The sequence below is a fragment of the Spiroplasma corruscae genome, assembly GCF_002237575.1.
Classification (GTDB): domain Bacteria; phylum Bacillota_I; class Bacilli_A; order Mycoplasmatales; family Mycoplasmataceae; genus Spiroplasma_A; species Spiroplasma_A corruscae.
In genome coordinates this window covers 261,833-280,248 of record NZ_CP022535.1, presented here as the reverse complement: position 1 = coordinate 280,248, position 18,416 = coordinate 261,833, and the positions used below count along the sequence as shown (strand labels likewise).

Sequence of the window (18,416 nt, the reverse complement as noted above, 5' to 3'; positions counted from 1 at the left end):
TATATAAAAAAAATACCCGTTAATTAGAAACTTCTAATATTTGGGTATATTTTATTGTAAACAATTATCATTACCGTTTGACCATTCAGCTCCAAAACGACAACTATTTCAATCTTTATCAACTTTTTCTTGAGCAACTTTAAATTTCTTCATAAAATCTTCAAGCTCTGCTTTATTTAAAAGTTTTTTATTTTGATATGCCTTATAAAATTTATATTGACCCGTTCCAAATGCTTCGTATGATCTAGAATATGGTTGAATATAGTTAACAACATATTGAATAGGCATTGCTTTTGTGTATAAAGGTAACATAAAGAAATATTTATAAAAATAATTATACTCTTGCTTTGCATACTCTTCATATCTCCTAGTTATACTGTCGACTATTTTAGAGTTTATCGCATTTAATGTTTCAAATTCATTAAGACCTGTAAACATTTCAACAGAACTTGTTGTTTTTAAAGAATTCCTAATATAGTATCCAGAGTTATTAATTTCTTGATAGTCTTTATCATTGGCCTTTGATTTATCAAACACCTTATTTGTATTTATGTACCCTTTATATGAACCATTAAATGTAAGAGTATCTAAGAATGTTGAAGGGTCTTTATAATCTGGAGACCATCCGCTTAGAAATAAGTCTGTTCTACCTTCTTGACCAATTCCTCTATAATCATCATTCGATGATGGGGTTCAAGTTTTTATATATAGAGGGTTATTTTCAATATTATTAAAATCTTTTATCATAAAATTGATATAGGGATTAAATGAATTACTTGTTGATGGAGACAATGCTAAACTTAGTTCAATTCTATTATCACTTCTAATTGATTCAATATTGTTATCTTTAATAAATTTATTAATAGAATTAATTAGTTCATTTCTGTCTTTATGCATTATTTTTTTACTATTATTTAGTAACGGGTCATTTCCATCCTGAAGAGTATATTCACCACTTGATTCACCACTTGAATTTTTCCCAGATGTATTTGTTTCATTATCAAATACATCCGATACAAATCTAGTATAATCTTTGTTATTATTGCTAGGGTCTTGTGCAACACTATAACCTGTAAAAACATTTCTAATCATTTTTGAAGGTTTACCCACTTCATCGATTGTTTTTGATAAATATCTGACAGCTTTTGATCTATCTAAAGACGTACTTAAAAATGCTCTTACATCAGTTGATTGCAACAATCTTGAAGCATTTAGCGCTCTCTTTTGTTCGATGACTCCGCGTGATGCATCATTAAGATTTCTATTATAGTAGTTATAAAACATAACAAAGGTTCCGGCTAACTCTACTGACTTTGTCGCATATGCTCCTTCAAACCTTGGATTATTATAATCACTACCAATATAATCATTTCAACCTTTTAAATCATCTGCACTTAAAATAAACCCTGATGTTGAATTAGATTCAAATAAGGTTCTTGTTCTTGAAGATGAAGCTCCTTCTAAATAGTTAAACTCTAATCTTTTAATATTTACATCGTCTTTTAAGACATAGTTAGGATTAGCTTCTAATACAATTTTACTATTAGGGTTTACTTGTTTAGGTAGGTATGCTCCATCAAAATATGTATCATTGTAATTTTTCATATCTGATTTTGTTTCATCATAAATTGGAGAAAAAACAGAGTATGTTAATAAACTTTCAAAAAAAGGAGATCCTTGTGATAGTTTAAATTTTATTGTATTTGCATCATCGTTAGGAATTATCCCAAATTTATTACTATTATAATATTTATTAAAAACATTATTTATTTCTTCTTGTGTTACGCCATCTTTGTTTTCAAGCTCTGCAGTTTCATCAAAGATTTCTTGTGCTCCTTGTATAAAAGAAGTATAAAGACTTGAAACATCAGACCCATTTCCAGGAATTAGAGCATATCTCGCTGCTCTAATTACGTCTGAAGGTAAAATTTTTCTTCCTTTGGTTCCGTCAGATGCAGTTCAATATAAATTGTCTCTAAATTTATAAGTTCATTCTGTATAATCACCATTATGAACACCAACATAATTATAGTTTGAGTTTGAGTTTTGATCTAATTTATTTGACTCATTTGCACCATACTCACTTTCAACCAAAGCACCATATATTCTTCCGTATTGATCAGTAGATAAAAGAGTTTCAAATGTATTTGCTAATATTATTGCATCTTGTGCTTGCATAGTATGAGCTGTATTTCAACTTGTAACATTGTAACTATAAGTATCTTTATAAACATCAACATCAGTTTCTCTGTTCATTAAATAATCTAATGAAATACCACAAGAAATAGTAGAAGAAGCAACAATTGTAGTTACACCGACTAAACTAAATAAGGATATTAATTTTTTAAATATTCTATGCATTTAATTCAGCTCCTTTTGCTTTATTTCGCTTTTAATTTTTCTTATTTCTCTTTTATTCGCTCATATAAAATGCCCTTCTTTAACTTCTTTAAAATAAGGGAGATCAAATAAGTAATCTACATGCTCGTTTTCAGGTTCATAAGTTAGTAGTTTTGTTTCATTTGATAAATCTGGTTCTGGAATTGGTATTGCTGATAACAATGCTCTTGTATAAGGGTGTAATGGGTTATTAAATAATTCTTCTGCATCAGCTAGTTCAACTATTTGCCCTCTATAAATTACAGCAATCCTGTCAGCTATGTGTCTTACTACGGATAAATCATGTGCAACAAATATATAAGTTAGGTCCATTTTAGTTTGGAACTTTTTAAATAAATTTAAAACTTGTGCTCTTATAGAAACATCAAGAGCTGATATCGGTTCATCAGCAACAATTACTTTAGGTTTCATAACTAAACTTCTTGCAATTCCCACCCTTTGTCTTTGACCACCAGAAAATTCATGTGGGTATCTTGAGAGATGTTCTGGTATTAAACCAACCGATGTTATAGCATTTAATATGATATCCTTTTTAACATCATTTCACTTTACTTTATCCATTGTTAGTTGATTATTTGGGTTTTCTGCATTATACCTGTTTAAATAATCTTTTTTAAGATTTTCATCTTTATATAATTGAGGGTAGTTTTCTAATCCTTCCGCAACTATTTCTTCAATAGCCATTCTATCATTTAAAGATGAACCAGGATCTTGGAAAATCATTTGAACATTTCTTCTAAATTCTTTTTTCTCAGCTTTTGTTTTTTTCTTTCCTAAATAAGAATTTTTAATTATTTCATCTAATGAAGGCATATCTAAAAAATTAATAAGCTCTATAAATGATTCTTCCTCTTCTTTGGAATAAGGTTTTTCGATATTTTTTCATGAGTAATAATAATTGATTAACTCATCATCTTTAACTATGTTTTTAGATATTACTTTTTTTATTTGTTTATATTCATTTTCTAATAAAATTATTGCTTTTTCATCAATGCTATTTTGGTCAATTATTTTTTTAAGCTCTTTTTCAAATACTGTTTCTTTTAGTAATGTAGAAAGATACTTAATTTTATTTGTTATAGTTTTGTTTTTATTAAAATCTTTAAATATTTTTCCAATAGCTTTAATGTTAATGTTTTTTGATGTTCAAAAATCTGTTAGGAACGATAATAATAGTTGATATTCTTTATCATTTTCTGAAACATTATTAGACTTCATTATACTTAATTGTCTATTACACTCATTTCAAAAGTCTGAACGACTTATATATACTTTACTATTGTAAAAATCTATAAATTTACTTCTCTTACTCATTGGTGATGAAAGAGCTAATAATTGTTTATGCATTTCTTCAAATCATTTCAAATCTGTTAAAAATTCTCTATGGTTTTTTACAATTGTAGATCAGTTTTCCATAAGTTCATAAAAGTTTTTTAATAAGTCTTCAAATTTATTTATACTATGTTTTAGTAATGATATATTTTGTATCGATTTATATATTGTATCTACATATTTTTTTAGTTTTAAAATAGTTTTTTTTGTTTCTTCTAACTTTGTTAATATTGATTTTTCCAATTTATTAGGAATACTATCAATATAGTCACTAATACCGCTTACAAACTTTATCATTCTATCTTCAAATAAAACAATTTTATTAATTAACCTTAAATCAGATAATACAACATCATTTATGTAGTTAATTTTATTTACACTTTGAATTTTTTTAAATTCATTATCTGTTAAAGTATTAGTTTTAAGTTTTTCATAAACATTTTTTAAATATTTTATTCTATCATTGATTTCTGAACTTGTTACATTCATTCTAACTTTCATAATTGAAATATAACTCCCAATCTTTTTAGTAAGAATTTTAAGATTGGTTGGTTTACCAACTAAAACTTGTCCATTAATATAAACGGTCCCATCTTTAATTGGTTGCACCCCTACAATAGCTCTACCTATTGTGGTTTTTCCACTACCAGATTCTCCAACTAAACCAAAGATTTCTCCTTTATAAACATCAAAGTTTGCCCCTTTAACAGCAATATTTCTTTTACCTTTGCTTTTAAATTCTATAACTAAGTCCCTAATATTTAATAATGTTTCATTATTATTAGACATATGTTATCCTACCTTTTCCACTTCTTTGATTCTACTTTTAAGATTCTTAAGTACTTCTGGTTTTTCCACTTTTGGAGATCTTTCATCTAGTAATCAAGTTTTTGCGTAATGAGTTTCACTTATTTTGAACATTGGCGGTTCTTTAATATAATCAATTTCTAATGCATATTTATTTCTTGGTGCAAACGCATCACCTTTAATATTATTGAAAAGTGATGGTGGTGTACCTTCGATAGAAAATAGTTCTTCACCTTTTTTTCCAAGTTGCGGTAGTGAAGAAAGCAGTGCTCAAGTATATGGATGAGCTGAATCATTGAATATATCTTTTATAGTTCCTACTTCAACTATTTGACCAGCATACATAACTGCAACTCTATCTGCGATTTTAGCTACAACACCAAGATCATGTGTTATAAAAACTACTGTAAATTTATAAATTTTTTGTAGTTTTTTAATTAGTTCTAATATTTGTGCTTGGATAGTTACATCTAATGCAGTGGTTGGTTCATCACAAATTAGAATTTTCGGTCTACACGCCAATGCAATCGCAATAACAACACGTTGTCTCATTCCTCCTGAGTATTTTCCGGGAATATCTTTATAACGTTTTGCAGCATCATTAATACCAACTTGTTCTAATAGTTTTATAGCTTCTTTTTTCGCATCTCCTCTTGACATACCTTGTTGTTTTCTTAAAACCTCAGATATTTGAAAACCAACTGATAATAATGGATTTAATGAAGTCATTGGATCTTGAAATATTGTTGCTATTGTTTTACCACGTAGTTTTCTAACTTCTTTAATAGCTCTGATTTTACTTATTATTGAAATTCCTCTAATTTTGTTTCAATCATAAATTATATTTTCTAAATGGTTTAAATCTATAGTTTTATTATCTAATATGTCCATGCAAATATCTTTTAATTCGCTTTGAATTCTATTTAGAGAAAGATTATTTATATAAAAATCAATTATAAAATTTTTATCGATATCATTAATTGTATTTGTATCAATATAAGTGCTTATAATTTTAATTAGACGATTAATATTGCTTTCAGCTTTTAGGCTTAGTTTCTTTATTTTTTTTATATTAATTTCATTAATAATTATTTCATCATATAAGTTATTAATTTTACTTTTTGCTAATTCTAAGTTATTTGATAATTCAATATTTAATTTTATTTCTTCAATTTTAGAATAAAACTTTGGAGAATTATTATTTTTGCTAAACATTTTATTTTTACTAATATCAAGTTTTAATTCTTGTTCTTTTAATTTTTGACCTAAACTTTCTAAAACAATTTTGTGCTTATGAGTTTTAACAGAATCAATAAGTTTAAGTGAAATTAAAATAGTTTTTAAATCTTGTATTTTGTTTAAAATATTTTCTTTGAATAGAGCATTACCCTCTGATAATGATAATTTGTTTAAAAATTTAATATCTTTTTCAATTTTGTATGCACTAGTTGATGAATAAGTTGGTATTAACTTATATATATTATCTATTTGCTTGTATGCCTTTTTAATATTTTCTTTTCCTATTTTGACTACATTTTTAATAAGATCTTTAGCAATAAGTGGACTTTGTAAATTTACAATGTCTATTGGTTTATCAAAATAATTACTATTATCTTCAGGTCTATAGACTATTGAACCATTACTTATTCAACCATTTGATTCAATCATTCCAGTAAATGTTTTAGTAATAACAGACTTTCCACTACCAGATTCTCCAACTATGGCTAATATTTCTTGACTATAAATATCAAGATCAACATTTCTAATAGCTGTTAAAAATCTACCTCTAACTTGAAATTTAACTTCCATATTTCTAACTGATAAAATTCTATTTTCTTTATTCATTGTAAATCCTATCTATGAGTTTTAGGGTCAAGTGAATCTGCAAATACTTTTCCCGCTAAGAAAAATAATAATGATATTCCTCCAACAAATATTACTGGAATAATTAATAAATGTGGGTAAACTTCTCAATCAGAACCTAATAATAATTCGTTTAATATTGAACCCAATGAAGCCTGATCTAAACTATTTGTTACAAAACCAAAATTATAATACGCTAGCAAAGAGTCTAATCCAATAGCAGTTGGTATTGCAAAAGTTGATGTTTGAATGATAATTGGAAGTATTTTTGGTAATATATTTTTTTTAATAATCTTATGATTTGGAGTACCAAGAACTCTAGATGCAATATTATATTCTGCATTTCTAATGATAATAATTTGAACTCTTATTATACTTGATAATTCAATCCAACTTGTTAGAGAGATTGCAAAAATAATTATAGGAAGAGTAGAAATACCACCAAATAAAAATATTACTATTAATCATAAAATTAGAGAAGGTATTAATGTTAAAAATCTTGTTACTTCAATAAAAGTAATATCTAATTTTCTATAATAACCTCATATTGAACCAATAACTATTCCTAAAGCTATTTGAACAAGAGCAACGATAAATGTAAATATCAAAGTAGTCCTTGTACCAATTCACATCTTGGTTCATAAATCTTCACCAAATCTACCTAAACCAAATAAATGTTCTAGACTTGGTGCTTCAATATTAATTGAAGGTGGATTTACAGGAACTGGTTCTTGACCAATCCCTATTGAAGAAGCCATAATTATTACAATTACTAATAATATGATTGAAATTAAGAATGTTTTTGATTTTAAAACTCTTGTAAATACTGATTTTCAATAGCTATAAGGTTTGTTGTTTATTCTTTCCGCTTCTTCAAACTTACTACCAATTAATTTAAATAATTTTGGGTTAATTTGTTGCATCTCTTCAAGAGAGTATAAATTTTGTTCCATAAATACCTTTCTATTTTGTCAACTTAATTCTAGGGTCCATTACCGCAAGTAATAAGTCTCCTGTTAAACTCGAGAAAACACCAGCTGAAGCTGATATAAATATATATCCTAAAACAACATATGTATCTTTATTAGAAACACCATTTAAAATAAACTTACTCATACCATCAATAGATCAATGTCTTTCAACAAGAATACTAGAACCAAATAATGTGATAACAAATATTTCAGGCATTGTTTTCACTAATCTTATGCTTGCATTTCTAAATATATGAACATAAAATACATATCTTGAGCTTAGACCTTTGGAAATTGCAAACTTTGTATAATCAGAAGTCATTTCATCAATAACATATCTTCTAGTATTAACGATTATGTAAGGCATTATTAATAACATAACCCCCAAAACTGGTCAAATTTTTGTACTAAAGTTCGAATCTGCATAAGTACCATTAGCACCAAATACATAAATAGACATTTTGTATAATAAAGATATTAAAACAAGAGATGGTATTGCAGTTATTATTAAACTTGTTCCATTAATTGCGCTGTCAGTTGATTTGTCTTTATACTTTGCCGCTAAAATACCAAGAGGAACACCAATAATATACGAAAGAACAACAGCGATAGCACCAACACTAAATGAAATAGGAATTGATTTAGAGAAAGCGTCAAGAACTGGTGTACCTGGGACACCACCGCTTGCACTATTCATGAATGCGCCTAGATAAAACCATACTGTTGTTTTTTCCCCAACAATTTCGGTTCCTACCAAACTAGGATTCTTTATAATTTCTTTTGGTATAAATGGAGTAACATTTCTAAGATAAATAAATAATTGTTGAAATACACTCCCATAAGCACCATAAAGACGTTTTTTATTATCCAATAATCTATGATATTGTTCACTACCGTACTCAATATTTAATTTTTCTAAATTAACACCTGATAAATAGGCTGAATCAGTTGTAACAACACTCAACATGATAAAAATAATTGAAATTGCGATATAAAGAGTAATAAAAGCATATATTATTCTTTTTAAGGCATAACTAAATAAAGGTGATTTTCCCATAAATTCTTTTAAATTATTCCCGCGTTTTTTAAAAAAGAATTTCAACTTATCAAACTTACTTTTTTTTAAATCTGTTTCGTTATCATTTAATTCAATCTCTTCAAATATTTTATCAACTTTATCTACATTAATGAGATCTTGTTGATCTAATTTCATAAACATTTCCTTCCTATACTACTTCCCTACAAATTAGAATGATATATAAATTAATAATTTGTATTATAATTTTATTTAAAGTTAAAAATATATACAAAACCGCATAAAAAAATGTCAATTTATAAAAAATACAAAACGGCATTTTCAACTCCTTTATGATAATAACAAAGCAAGGTTTAAATTGCAAGAATCAGAGGTTATATAATATTTAGTATTTAATAGTTTCTTAACTATATATTTTTTATGTAAAAAAATAACCATTATAAAATGAATATAGTATATTAAAATTTATAACTATATATAGCAAGAATAACAAATAATTTAAATAATTAACAAAAAAGAAATTATTAAAGACTAAATTTAATTCTAAAAATAAGAAAATTAAAATATTTAATAAATACGAAATTTATATATAGAATTAGAAAGTTTTAATCATACTAAATTATCGAGTTATTTGTATTAAATATAGCAATTACAATAGTTTTGAAAAATCTTAACTACATAACTTCAATGAAAAAATTTGATAATACAATATACAATCAGGAATTATAATTTTTTTATTAGCTTCTTAAAAAGATAAAATTAAAAACGCCGAACATTGTCAGCGTAAAAATATAATATCTGTATAAATTATTTTTCCACTTTACTTTCTATTGTAAATTCTATTTATATTATTTTAAATTATCATTTTTTTCTTAAGAAAGTTGGAAAATCACCATCATCATCTTCTGTATCTTCAATTTTTTGAGCAACTTTTGGTTGATTTGAAGACTTTTGTTCAACTCTATTTTCTTTTCAACGGTCTACTCTCTCGTTTATTTTATTATTATCTTGTTCTGTTCTCTTAACAAATTCATGTCTTTTTTCGTTTGAATTCAAAAAACTAGTTCTTTGTTCATAAGCAGTTTCTAAGTCTTCAGGTACTATTTCTTCTGATAAGCTTTGCTCAGCTTGAGCCGGTTTTTTAGGTGTAGTATTATTTGTTGTAATATTATTTGAGACATGTGCAGGTTCATAATCTTCATCAAAACCAGTTGCAATAACAGTAACTATTAATTCATCACCTAAATGTTCATTTATAGCAATACCAAAAATAATATTTACATCTTCACCACTTGCCTGTTGAACAATATCTACTGCATCATAAGCGTCATTTAAAGTGACGTTTTTTCCACCTGTTACGTTAATTATTGCATCTTTTGCACCTCTAACAGATGTTTCTAGCAAAGATGAAGTTATAGCTTTATTTGCAGCCTCTATAGCTTTGTCTTCACCAGAACCAATCCCAATTCCAAATAAAGAATTACCTTTACCCTTCATAACAGTTCTAACATCAGCAAAGTCTAGATTTATGACGGCTGGGACAGCGATTAAATCAGTAATTGTTTGAACTCCTTGCTTTAAGATATTATCTGCTTCTCTAAATGATTCTTTAACAGGTATTGAACCAATTATATCTAATAATCGATCATTCGAAATTGTGATAATTGAATCAACATATTTTCTAAGTTCTTCAATACCTTTAACAGCGTATGAGTTTCTTAATTTTCCTTCAAACCTAAATGGTTTTGTAACAATAGCAATTACCAAAGCGCCAGTTTCCATTGCAATTTTTGCAATTTCAGGTGCAGCACCTGTACCTGTTCCTCCACCCATTCCAGCAGCGACAAATATAAGGTCCGAATCAGAAAGAGCATTTCTTATTTCTTCTGCAGATTCAATAGCGGCTTGCTTACCAATTTCTGGGTTAGCACCCGCTCCTAATCCCTTCGACAATTCTTCCCCTAAAATAATTTTATTTGGGGCAATACTTGCAGAAAGTACTTGCGCATCTGTGTTAGCAATGAAGAAATCTACACCTTGTACATTATCTTCAACCATTCTGTTAACGGCGTTACAACCTCCACCACCAACTCCGATAACTTTAATTCTTGCAGTTTGTTTAAAATTCTTATCTAATGCCATATTTTTCACCTTTACTATCTATTCTTTGTCTTATCATTCATAAACTCATTATTAATAGGTACGCCGTTATTTTGATACCCATAACTTTTATCCACTTGATTGTTATTTTGCCAACTATGATTATTTTGCCCTAAATTTGCATTAAAATGGGAAAAATTTGCATTATTTTGCATATTTCTCTGAAAATGCAAACCATTGTTTTGGGTTTTTGAACCAATGTTATTATGGTTTCTCTGAACATAATTTCTTTGAACTTGTTTAAGAATTCTTGGATTGACAATCCCCCTATTAAATTGATTGTTTATATTTAAGTTTTGATTATTAAGTGGTTGCATAATTTGACTCTTATCAATTTCCAAATTACTTGTAATTAGTTTATCCGAGTTTTTATTATAAATTCTTACCATTTTAATCATACCACAAATACTAGTTAACCAAATTTCACTCGCGCCTGTAACAAGTGAGTAATATACAGATGCATTATTCTTAAACTTACTTCTTTGTAAAATCTTTTCAAAACCAGCAATTTCAGTCATTTTACCGACATGTAAAATTTTAAATCCATGGATACTTTCTTTTAGTTCATTTTCAATACATGCATCAGTTTTATCAACTATTCAATTTAATTCTTCTATAACTAAATTTTTAATTTGACTAGCAGTTAACTCACTTAATAACTTATCTTTAGAAATATATTTTCTATAAATTATAGATTCATTTTGGTCGTTAGATGAGAAATCTAATAACTTGAATATATATTTCTCAGCTACATCATTTTTACAATTTAATTTAGTTGCAATATTTGAGATTATATCCTTAATTCCAAAACTAACAGTTTCTTTTTTTACTAGGGTTTCTTTACAAAAATAACCTATATCAGTTTGATTTTTACCTCAGTTAATAGTTATAAAATTCTCTTTAAAAGATGCTTCACTATTTATTTGTCTAGCTATCGAGAACATATCACTTGTGATAAGTAATGAATCTATATCTGATTGTTTTATTACTTCTTTAAATGATTTATAAACCTTCTGGTTTACTGTATATATTTTTGCTAACATAGTTATGCTATGCACATTTGGAGCATTGATTGGTGTAATACCAAATTCAAATTGATTATCAATAATAAAATTATAAGGTTTTATGTTTATCATGACATTTCTTTTATCAAAGTTTATCTTATTAGCTTCACTGTGTAATAATCTAATATGTTCGTGTGTAACAATGTTTGGGAAATTTACTATTATATGAGAACTAACATCTTTGATTTGCAAAGTCTTAGAAGGAAGGACTACTGATATTCTAACTAACTTGTCTTTAAAGTTTGCATTATACGAGTTGATTGCTTTTCTTAACTTTTGTGAAACTCTATTAATATCAATTATTTCATCTTCATCAGTTAATCAAGTTCCTTTAACTCTTTCTTTATAAACTACCTTTAGACCTCTGTTATCTCTAAAAATACCAACAGCAAATTTAATTTCATCACGTTGAACTTCAAGAACAGCATATACTTCTTTAAACATATTTAATCACCCACTTTCTTAATTGCTCATAACTTAGCACTATGACTTCTATTATTATTTTCTAATTCTAACGATTTTGGCTTAATTGGTTTTTTTGTTAATATTTCAAACTTTTTATTTAATTCTATACTAATTGGTAACTTTTTGTAAAACTTCTCATTTATATCATATGATAGCGATTTAAAAAACTCTTTTACGACTTTTTCTTCTAATGAATGAAAAGTTATTATTGCTAAAACACCATTTATATTTAATATGCTTTGTGCTTGTTCAAGTGATAATTTTAAACATTCAATCTCATTATTTACATATATCCTTAATGCTTGAAATGTTTTTTTCGCTGGATGTTTTTTTTGTTTTAACACCTTTTGTGGTAATGCTGATTTTATAATTTCAACTAATTGTAATGTTGTTTTTATCTCTTGTCCAATACGATACTCACATATTTTCTTTGAAATTCTTGGTGCAAAACTTTCATTACCATATTTAAATAATATATTTGTAAGTTCTTGTTCGCTTAGATTATTAACTAAGTCTTTTGCAGTGACTTTGTTATTGTTATTATCCATTCTCATGTCTAATAAAGCATCTAAACGATAACTAAAACCCCTTTCAGGGTTATCAAAGTGCGGACTTGAAACTCCTAAATCGTAAATAATTCCATCGACTTTTTCTACATTATTTAAATACAATAATGATTTTATATTTATAAAATTTCCCTTCAAAATAGTAAAATTACTTGAAATTGCTTCAAGTATTTTTTCGGAATATTTAATTGCATCATCATCCTGATCAATACAAAATAAATGACCTTCTTTTAATTTTTCTAATATTTTTGCACTATGACCAGCCCTGCCCAAAGTGCAATCAACATATAATCCATTATTTTTTAAATCTAATATATCAATTGATTCTTGAAGTAATACGGATATATGTTCTTTTTCCATTTTATTTAACTCCGCCCAATTTTTCAGCAGCTTCTACAAGCTCTTTTTTAGCCATCTTATCGTAAGCAATAAATTTCTCTTTATCTCATACTTCGATTCACTCACCAGCCCCAGTGATTTGAACCATTTTTGCAATTCCTACTTCTTCAAGTAAATTGGCAGGAAGTTTAATTCTTCCTGAACTATCAATTTGTACCTCATCTGTGTTTGAAAAAATAGATCTAATTACAGTACGAGCAGATGAAAGTAGTGTGTTTTGATTTTGTAAACTCTTATAAAACTCATTAAAGTTTTCTGGAGTTCTAATTTCTAAACATTGACCATCAATACTTCTAGTTACGTAAACAACCGCCCCCAGTTTATTACGTAGTTTAGACGGTATTGTAAGTCTTAATTTACTATCAAGATTATGTTCAAAACTTCCGAATAGCATAATGCCCCACTTTCTCCCACACAACTATTATTATATACCACTTTATAGTATTTTCAAGGGAATTTGATAATATTTTAGTGTCTTACTTTTGCCTCAAAAGTTGTAATACTATTATCAATATCAGTCATTATTGTAAGATGATTCATCATTAATACATTTATATTTCTATTAGTAAAATTCTCTTTATTAGCACTAATAAATTGTTTTAATAATAAATTATAATAAAATTTAAAAGCTTTTAACAAGGATGTTGCGGTTACAGGGTGTAATTCTTCTAATAAGTCTGCAAACTCATCAATACTTCAATTAAAGTCATAACAATTAATATCCAACTCTTTTAATGAATAATTTATAGTTAATGGGATAATTTGATTAAAAATTTCTTTATACATTGGTATTTTCATATTAACCTCCATTATATAAGTCGATTAAAAATAAAAAAAACTTGCTATTAAATTGCAAGTTTAGTCTACTTTTTTTACTTCTTTGTTTTTATAATGTCCACATTCACGACAAACTCTATGTGGTCTAATCATACTTCCACAGTTTGAACATGAAATTATAGCAGAGCTTACTAATGCTAAGTGACTTCTTCTCTTATTCTTAGCAGCTTTACTGGTCTTTCTAAATGGTACAGCCATATTTTCACCTCCATGTTTAAAATTTATACTCTTTTAATTTGTCTCACCTATCATCAGTTTTATTTTTTTCTTCTAATTGATATTCATCTTCAGATAATAAAACATAATTGTTAGCAACATAAGAAATTTTACCATAATTATTTGTTAAATTTATAGGAATATTTAAAAGTATTTGTTCAATTGCATACTCTTTAAAATCAAAATCTTCTCCTATTACCAGGTTATATTGATCACTATTTTTTAAGTCAAAACAATATTCGTCAATTCAATCATAACTTTGGTCATTAAGCCAAAACTCAGTTCCATCACGAGCATCTATAACAAAAATATCACATTTAATAATCGAGTTAATTGAAAGTAAATTTATATTTTTATCAAAATAAGCAGTTCCTTTTATAGTTAAATTCCTAACCTTCTTAAGTAATTCCTTATTAAGTTCTATTACTTCTGAAAAAAATTCATTAATTTGTAATTTACTATTTAAATAAAAGTCCTTTTTAAGCATTCTATTTTACCTCAATGTTATCTTTTTTTAGACAATCAACTACTTTGGCAAAATCACTGTTAATATCCTCTTCTTTTAATTGATTTATATTTGAATTAAATTGTAATGAGATTGTAATTGATCTTTTATTTTCTTTTTCTAAAAGTTCATCAACATAAATATCAATTAAATCTCAACTGACTAAATTTTTTAAGTTCTTAATAGATTTATTAACTACATCTATAAATTTAACTTTATCATCTAAAACAAATGTAATATCTCTAGTAGATTTCTGGAATTTTGAAATTTCACTTATTAATATTTGTGGTTTTTTTAAAGTTTCTATTTTACTAATGTTCAATTCAGATACATATGTATGATCTAGTTTTAATGATTGTTCAAATCTAGGGTTTAATTTGTATACAAATCCTATAAGTTCTTTTAGATAAAATACTTCATAACATATATATGGGTGTATATCAATAACTCTTTTTTTCATTTCTTCAAATGTAATGTCACTAATATTTAAATTATAACTTGTTATAATTTGTTCTAATATCCCTTTTATATAATAAAAAGAAGATTTTAAATGTAAATTATTATATTTTTCATTATGTAAAGTTCCAGATATCAATATTGATAAATGTTTCTCACGTAAACCATTAAGATTATAAATATCAGCAAATTCATATAACTTTAAGTTTTTTGTACCTCTAGCAGCATTAAAACCAGCTGTATCAATTATAGACCATGACAAATTAGTTCTATAAATTTCTTTAAATTTACTTAATGGTGACATTAATTTAATTGGTTTTTCAATTCCAAAAAGATTTCATTTATTATTATTTTCTTCTGAGATTAATGAATATGATTTTATATTATTAAAGCCGTTTCCGTATAAATAAGAATCTAATTGGTTTTTAATTTTTAAGTTTAAGTCTTTTTTATTTGAATTAGCTATTAAACAAGGCGGTTTAGATTCTATATTGTCATAACCATATAATCTCGCCACTTCTTCACAAATATCTGAAGAATTAGAAATATCAGTTCTTTTTGGATCTACTTCAAAAACTAAAATATCTTCTTCAATTGTAATGTTGAAATCTAATAATTCAAATAAATCTATTATTTCTTTACTTGATAAGCTTACTCCGATTAATTTATTAATGAAATTAACCGAAACTCTGATTACATTCTTAATTATTTCTGGTTTAATTACATCAATAAGACCTGATGTTGATGAGAATATTTTATATCTATCTAATATGTAAATTAATCTTTTTGCAGAGTCAGAAACAATACTATTTGAAAGTGGTTTAGTAAATCTTTGCAATGCTACAGTATTTGCATTAAATACTTTTTGTTGATTTCTCATAAAGACATTATCATAACCTGCAAATATTGTTAATAAGTTTTTTGTTTTTAAATTAGGTTTAAATTCATCAACAATTGAAATACCAATTTTAGATACCTCTACTCCATTTGAGTTTAATTGCAAGAATTCTTTCTCACCATCATTAATTTTAACATACTCAAGTTTATCTATTTTATCAGCGTCTAATATTAAAACAGGTTGCCCTGTTTCAATAGCTAACATATTTGCGATATTTTCAAAAAAATTATCTTCTTTTTTTACACCATTAAATTTTAATCAAATATCATCAGATGAATAAATAAAATTTTCATATTTATCAATCGAAAAAATATCCTTTAGATTAATAAATGAGTAAGCTAAATATTTAATTAACTTCTCTGATTCTTTGTGTATTTTGATATCAATTTTTTTGAATGTATTATTAATTTTGATTTCAAAATTTTCAAAATAGTTTTTAATATCTTTTTTAAAATAATTTGCAACTTCTTTTAGTAGCTGAAATGCAGATAATGCATCACTTCTATTTAAAGTTAAATCAACTTCTCAAACAGAGTCTAAAAAACCGATTTTATCAAGTGCAGCATCAGAACCTATTAACTTATAAGACTCATCCTTGGTATGAATCTTGTAAATTCCTTCTAAGTCTTCATTATTTTGAACTTCTGTATTCATACCTATTTCTGTTAATGAACAAATCATACCCTCAGAAATTTTACCTTTTATTTCTTTTTGAGAGAGTGTTTGACCAGTGGATATTGTTTTTCCTGGTTCGGCTCAAATTACATAATCGCCTTCTTTTATGTTGGGCGCACCACAAACAACGGGTACCACCAAGTCTTCTCCGCTATCAATAAAACAGAAATTTAAATGAGTTCCTTCTATTGGAGTAACATTTCCAACATGAACTATCTTTAATTTATCGTTTAGTTTTGAATAGTCTTTGTATGATTCGACCTCAAAACCTAATGTATTTAAAGATTTTGTAATTTCATTATCTTTTACACCAGTTAAATCTATGAACTTATTTAATCATCTTCTTGTAATGTACATCTTATATTCCTCTTAGTCTCCAAAATAAGTAAATTGTTCTAAAAATCTAATATCATTTTCATATAGGTCTCGAATATTTTTTAAATTATACTTTAGCATTGCGATTCTTTCGATTCCTACACCGAATGCAAGACCTGTGATCTCTTCTGGATTTAATCCATTTTGAGTTAATACATTTGGACTTATCATTCCTGAACCTAATATTTCAATAAATCCAGTAAATTTACATATTTTGCAACCTTTACCTTTACAAATTATACATTCAACATCTACTTCTGCAGATGGTTCTGTAAATGGGAAAAAGCTTGGTCTCATTCTAATTTTGGTATTTTTTGAAAATAACCTTTTGCACATATGTTCTAGTATTCACTTTAAATTCGCGAAACTAATTGATTTACCGATTGCAAATACATCCATTTGCATGAATTGATGCGAATGAGTTGCATCATCATCATCTCTTCTATAAACATTACCATAACTTAAAACGGCCATGTCACTTAAATTATTTTCGCCACAATATGTTAGCATTCTTGCTGTTATATTAGTAGCATGCGTACGTAAAACTGTTTCATTATCAATATAAAATGTATCTTGCATATCTCTTGCAGGATGACCTACTGGAATATTTAATTTTTGAAAACAAAATTCATCAGTTTCAAACTCAGTACCATCTATTAATTGATATCCCAATTCCTTAAATATTTCACAAACCTCGTTAATGACTATGTTTAAAGGATGTATAGTCCCTTTTTTTCATTTTATACCTGGAATTGTTTCATCAATTTTTTCTACTTCTAATTGTTTTTTTAAAGTATCTAGTTCAAACTTTTCATTATACTCATTAACTAATTTAAGCATAGAGTTTTTTACTTCGTTTGATTTTTGTCCTACTAATTTTTTTTCTTCAACACTTGAACTTTTGATGTTTCTCAAAATGTCATTCATTAAAGAATCTTTACCAAGATACTTTTTCTTTACTTGTTCAAGTTCTGCTTTAGTTTTAGTTGATTTAATTTCTTTATTAAATTCTACAAGTAATTGTTCTATTTTATTTAACATAAAACCCACCTTTATAAACATTATACTATATAATTACAATCTTAGTATAGGCATACCATAAATAGACAAAATTATATGTAATAAAAAACTTATAATAAACAATATTTAATATATTAAGGATAAGGACAAAAATTTATAAAATTAATTATAAAAAAAACCTACATAAGTAGGTTTTTTTTGGACTGGCAACTTCCTATTTTCGCATTATACTATCGTCGGCGTAGCTGATCTTAACTTCTGTGTTCGGTATGGGAACAGGTGTGACCTCAGCACCATAATCACCAGATCTTTTTCTTAGAGAGAAAAGTTATTTAAAAAATAACTAAATCATTCTCTCAAAACTGAATATT

14 protein-coding genes and 1 rRNA gene are annotated in these 18,416 nt (G+C 26.5%); all 15 read right to left on the bottom strand.

Features of this window, described 5'->3' with window-relative positions; genetic code table 4:
• Window positions 1–51 precede the first annotated feature (51 nt).
• Window positions 52–2,361, bottom strand: coding sequence for an ABC transporter substrate-binding protein (locus SCORR_RS01335; protein WP_094048368.1), 2,310 nt, complete (start codon window positions 2,359–2,361; stop codon window positions 52–54).
• Window positions 2,362–4,521: an oligopeptide ABC transporter ATP-binding protein OppF gene (gene oppF / locus SCORR_RS01330; protein ID WP_094048366.1), complete on the bottom strand. Its 2,160-nt coding sequence runs from the start codon at window positions 4,519–4,521 to the stop codon at window positions 2,362–2,364.
• 3 nt (window positions 4,522–4,524) lie between these two features.
• Entirely contained in the window at window positions 4,525–6,384 is a 1,860-nt protein-coding gene (gene oppD, locus SCORR_RS05565) for an oligopeptide ABC transporter ATP-binding protein OppD (protein WP_094048364.1), read from the bottom strand.
• A gap of 8 nt (window positions 6,385–6,392) precedes the next feature.
• On the bottom strand, window positions 6,393–7,355 hold the full coding sequence (oppC, locus tag SCORR_RS01320; RefSeq protein ID WP_094048362.1) for an oligopeptide ABC transporter permease OppC: 963 nt from the start codon (window positions 7,353–7,355) through the stop codon (window positions 6,393–6,395).
• 10 nt (window positions 7,356–7,365) lie between these two features.
• Entirely contained in the window at window positions 7,366–8,586 is a 1,221-nt protein-coding gene (gene oppB, locus SCORR_RS01315) for an oligopeptide ABC transporter permease OppB (RefSeq protein WP_157705316.1), read from the bottom strand.
• 681 nt (window positions 8,587–9,267) lie between these two features.
• Window positions 9,268–10,545 carry a cell division protein FtsZ gene (ftsZ, locus tag SCORR_RS01310; RefSeq protein WP_094049880.1) on the bottom strand — a complete coding sequence of 426 codons (1,278 nt, stop codon included), beginning with the start codon at window positions 10,543–10,545 and terminating at the stop codon, window positions 9,268–9,270.
• A 20-nt stretch (window positions 10,546–10,565) separates the two neighbouring features.
• Entirely contained in the window at window positions 10,566–12,077 is a 1,512-nt protein-coding gene (locus tag SCORR_RS01305) for a cell division protein FtsA (RefSeq protein WP_094048358.1), read from the bottom strand.
• Window positions 12,078–12,079: 2 nt separating this feature from the next.
• Entirely contained in the window at window positions 12,080–13,024 is a 945-nt protein-coding gene (rsmH, locus tag SCORR_RS01300; RefSeq protein ID WP_094048356.1) for a 16S rRNA (cytosine(1402)-N(4))-methyltransferase RsmH, read from the bottom strand.
• A 1-nt stretch (window position 13,025) separates the two neighbouring features.
• A complete protein-coding gene (gene mraZ, locus SCORR_RS01295) occupies window positions 13,026–13,457 on the bottom strand; it encodes a division/cell wall cluster transcriptional repressor MraZ (RefSeq protein WP_094048354.1) in 432 nt (143 codons plus the stop codon).
• A 74-nt stretch (window positions 13,458–13,531) separates the two neighbouring features.
• Window positions 13,532–13,861, bottom strand: a complete 330-nt coding sequence (locus tag SCORR_RS01290) for a hypothetical protein (RefSeq protein WP_094048353.1) — start codon at window positions 13,859–13,861, stop codon at window positions 13,532–13,534.
• Between the two features lie 60 nt (window positions 13,862–13,921).
• Complete coding sequence (gene rpmF / locus SCORR_RS01285) at window positions 13,922–14,098, bottom strand: 50S ribosomal protein L32 (protein WP_094048351.1); 177 nt, start codon at window positions 14,096–14,098, stop codon at window positions 13,922–13,924.
• A 16-nt stretch (window positions 14,099–14,114) separates the two neighbouring features.
• A complete protein-coding gene (locus tag SCORR_RS01280; RefSeq protein WP_094048349.1) occupies window positions 14,115–14,603 on the bottom strand; it encodes a hypothetical protein in 489 nt (162 codons plus the stop codon).
• A 1-nt stretch (window position 14,604) separates the two neighbouring features.
• A complete protein-coding gene (gene pheT, locus SCORR_RS01275; RefSeq protein WP_094048347.1) occupies window positions 14,605–17,007 on the bottom strand; it encodes a phenylalanine--tRNA ligase subunit beta in 2,403 nt (800 codons plus the stop codon).
• A gap of 12 nt (window positions 17,008–17,019) precedes the next feature.
• A complete protein-coding gene (pheS, locus tag SCORR_RS01270) occupies window positions 17,020–18,066 on the bottom strand; it encodes a phenylalanine--tRNA ligase subunit alpha (RefSeq protein WP_094048345.1) in 1,047 nt (348 codons plus the stop codon).
• Between the two features lie 180 nt (window positions 18,067–18,246).
• Window positions 18,247–18,352: ribosomal RNA gene (rrf, locus tag SCORR_RS01265) — 5S ribosomal RNA — on the bottom strand.
• Window positions 18,353–18,416: the final 64 nt, after the last annotated feature.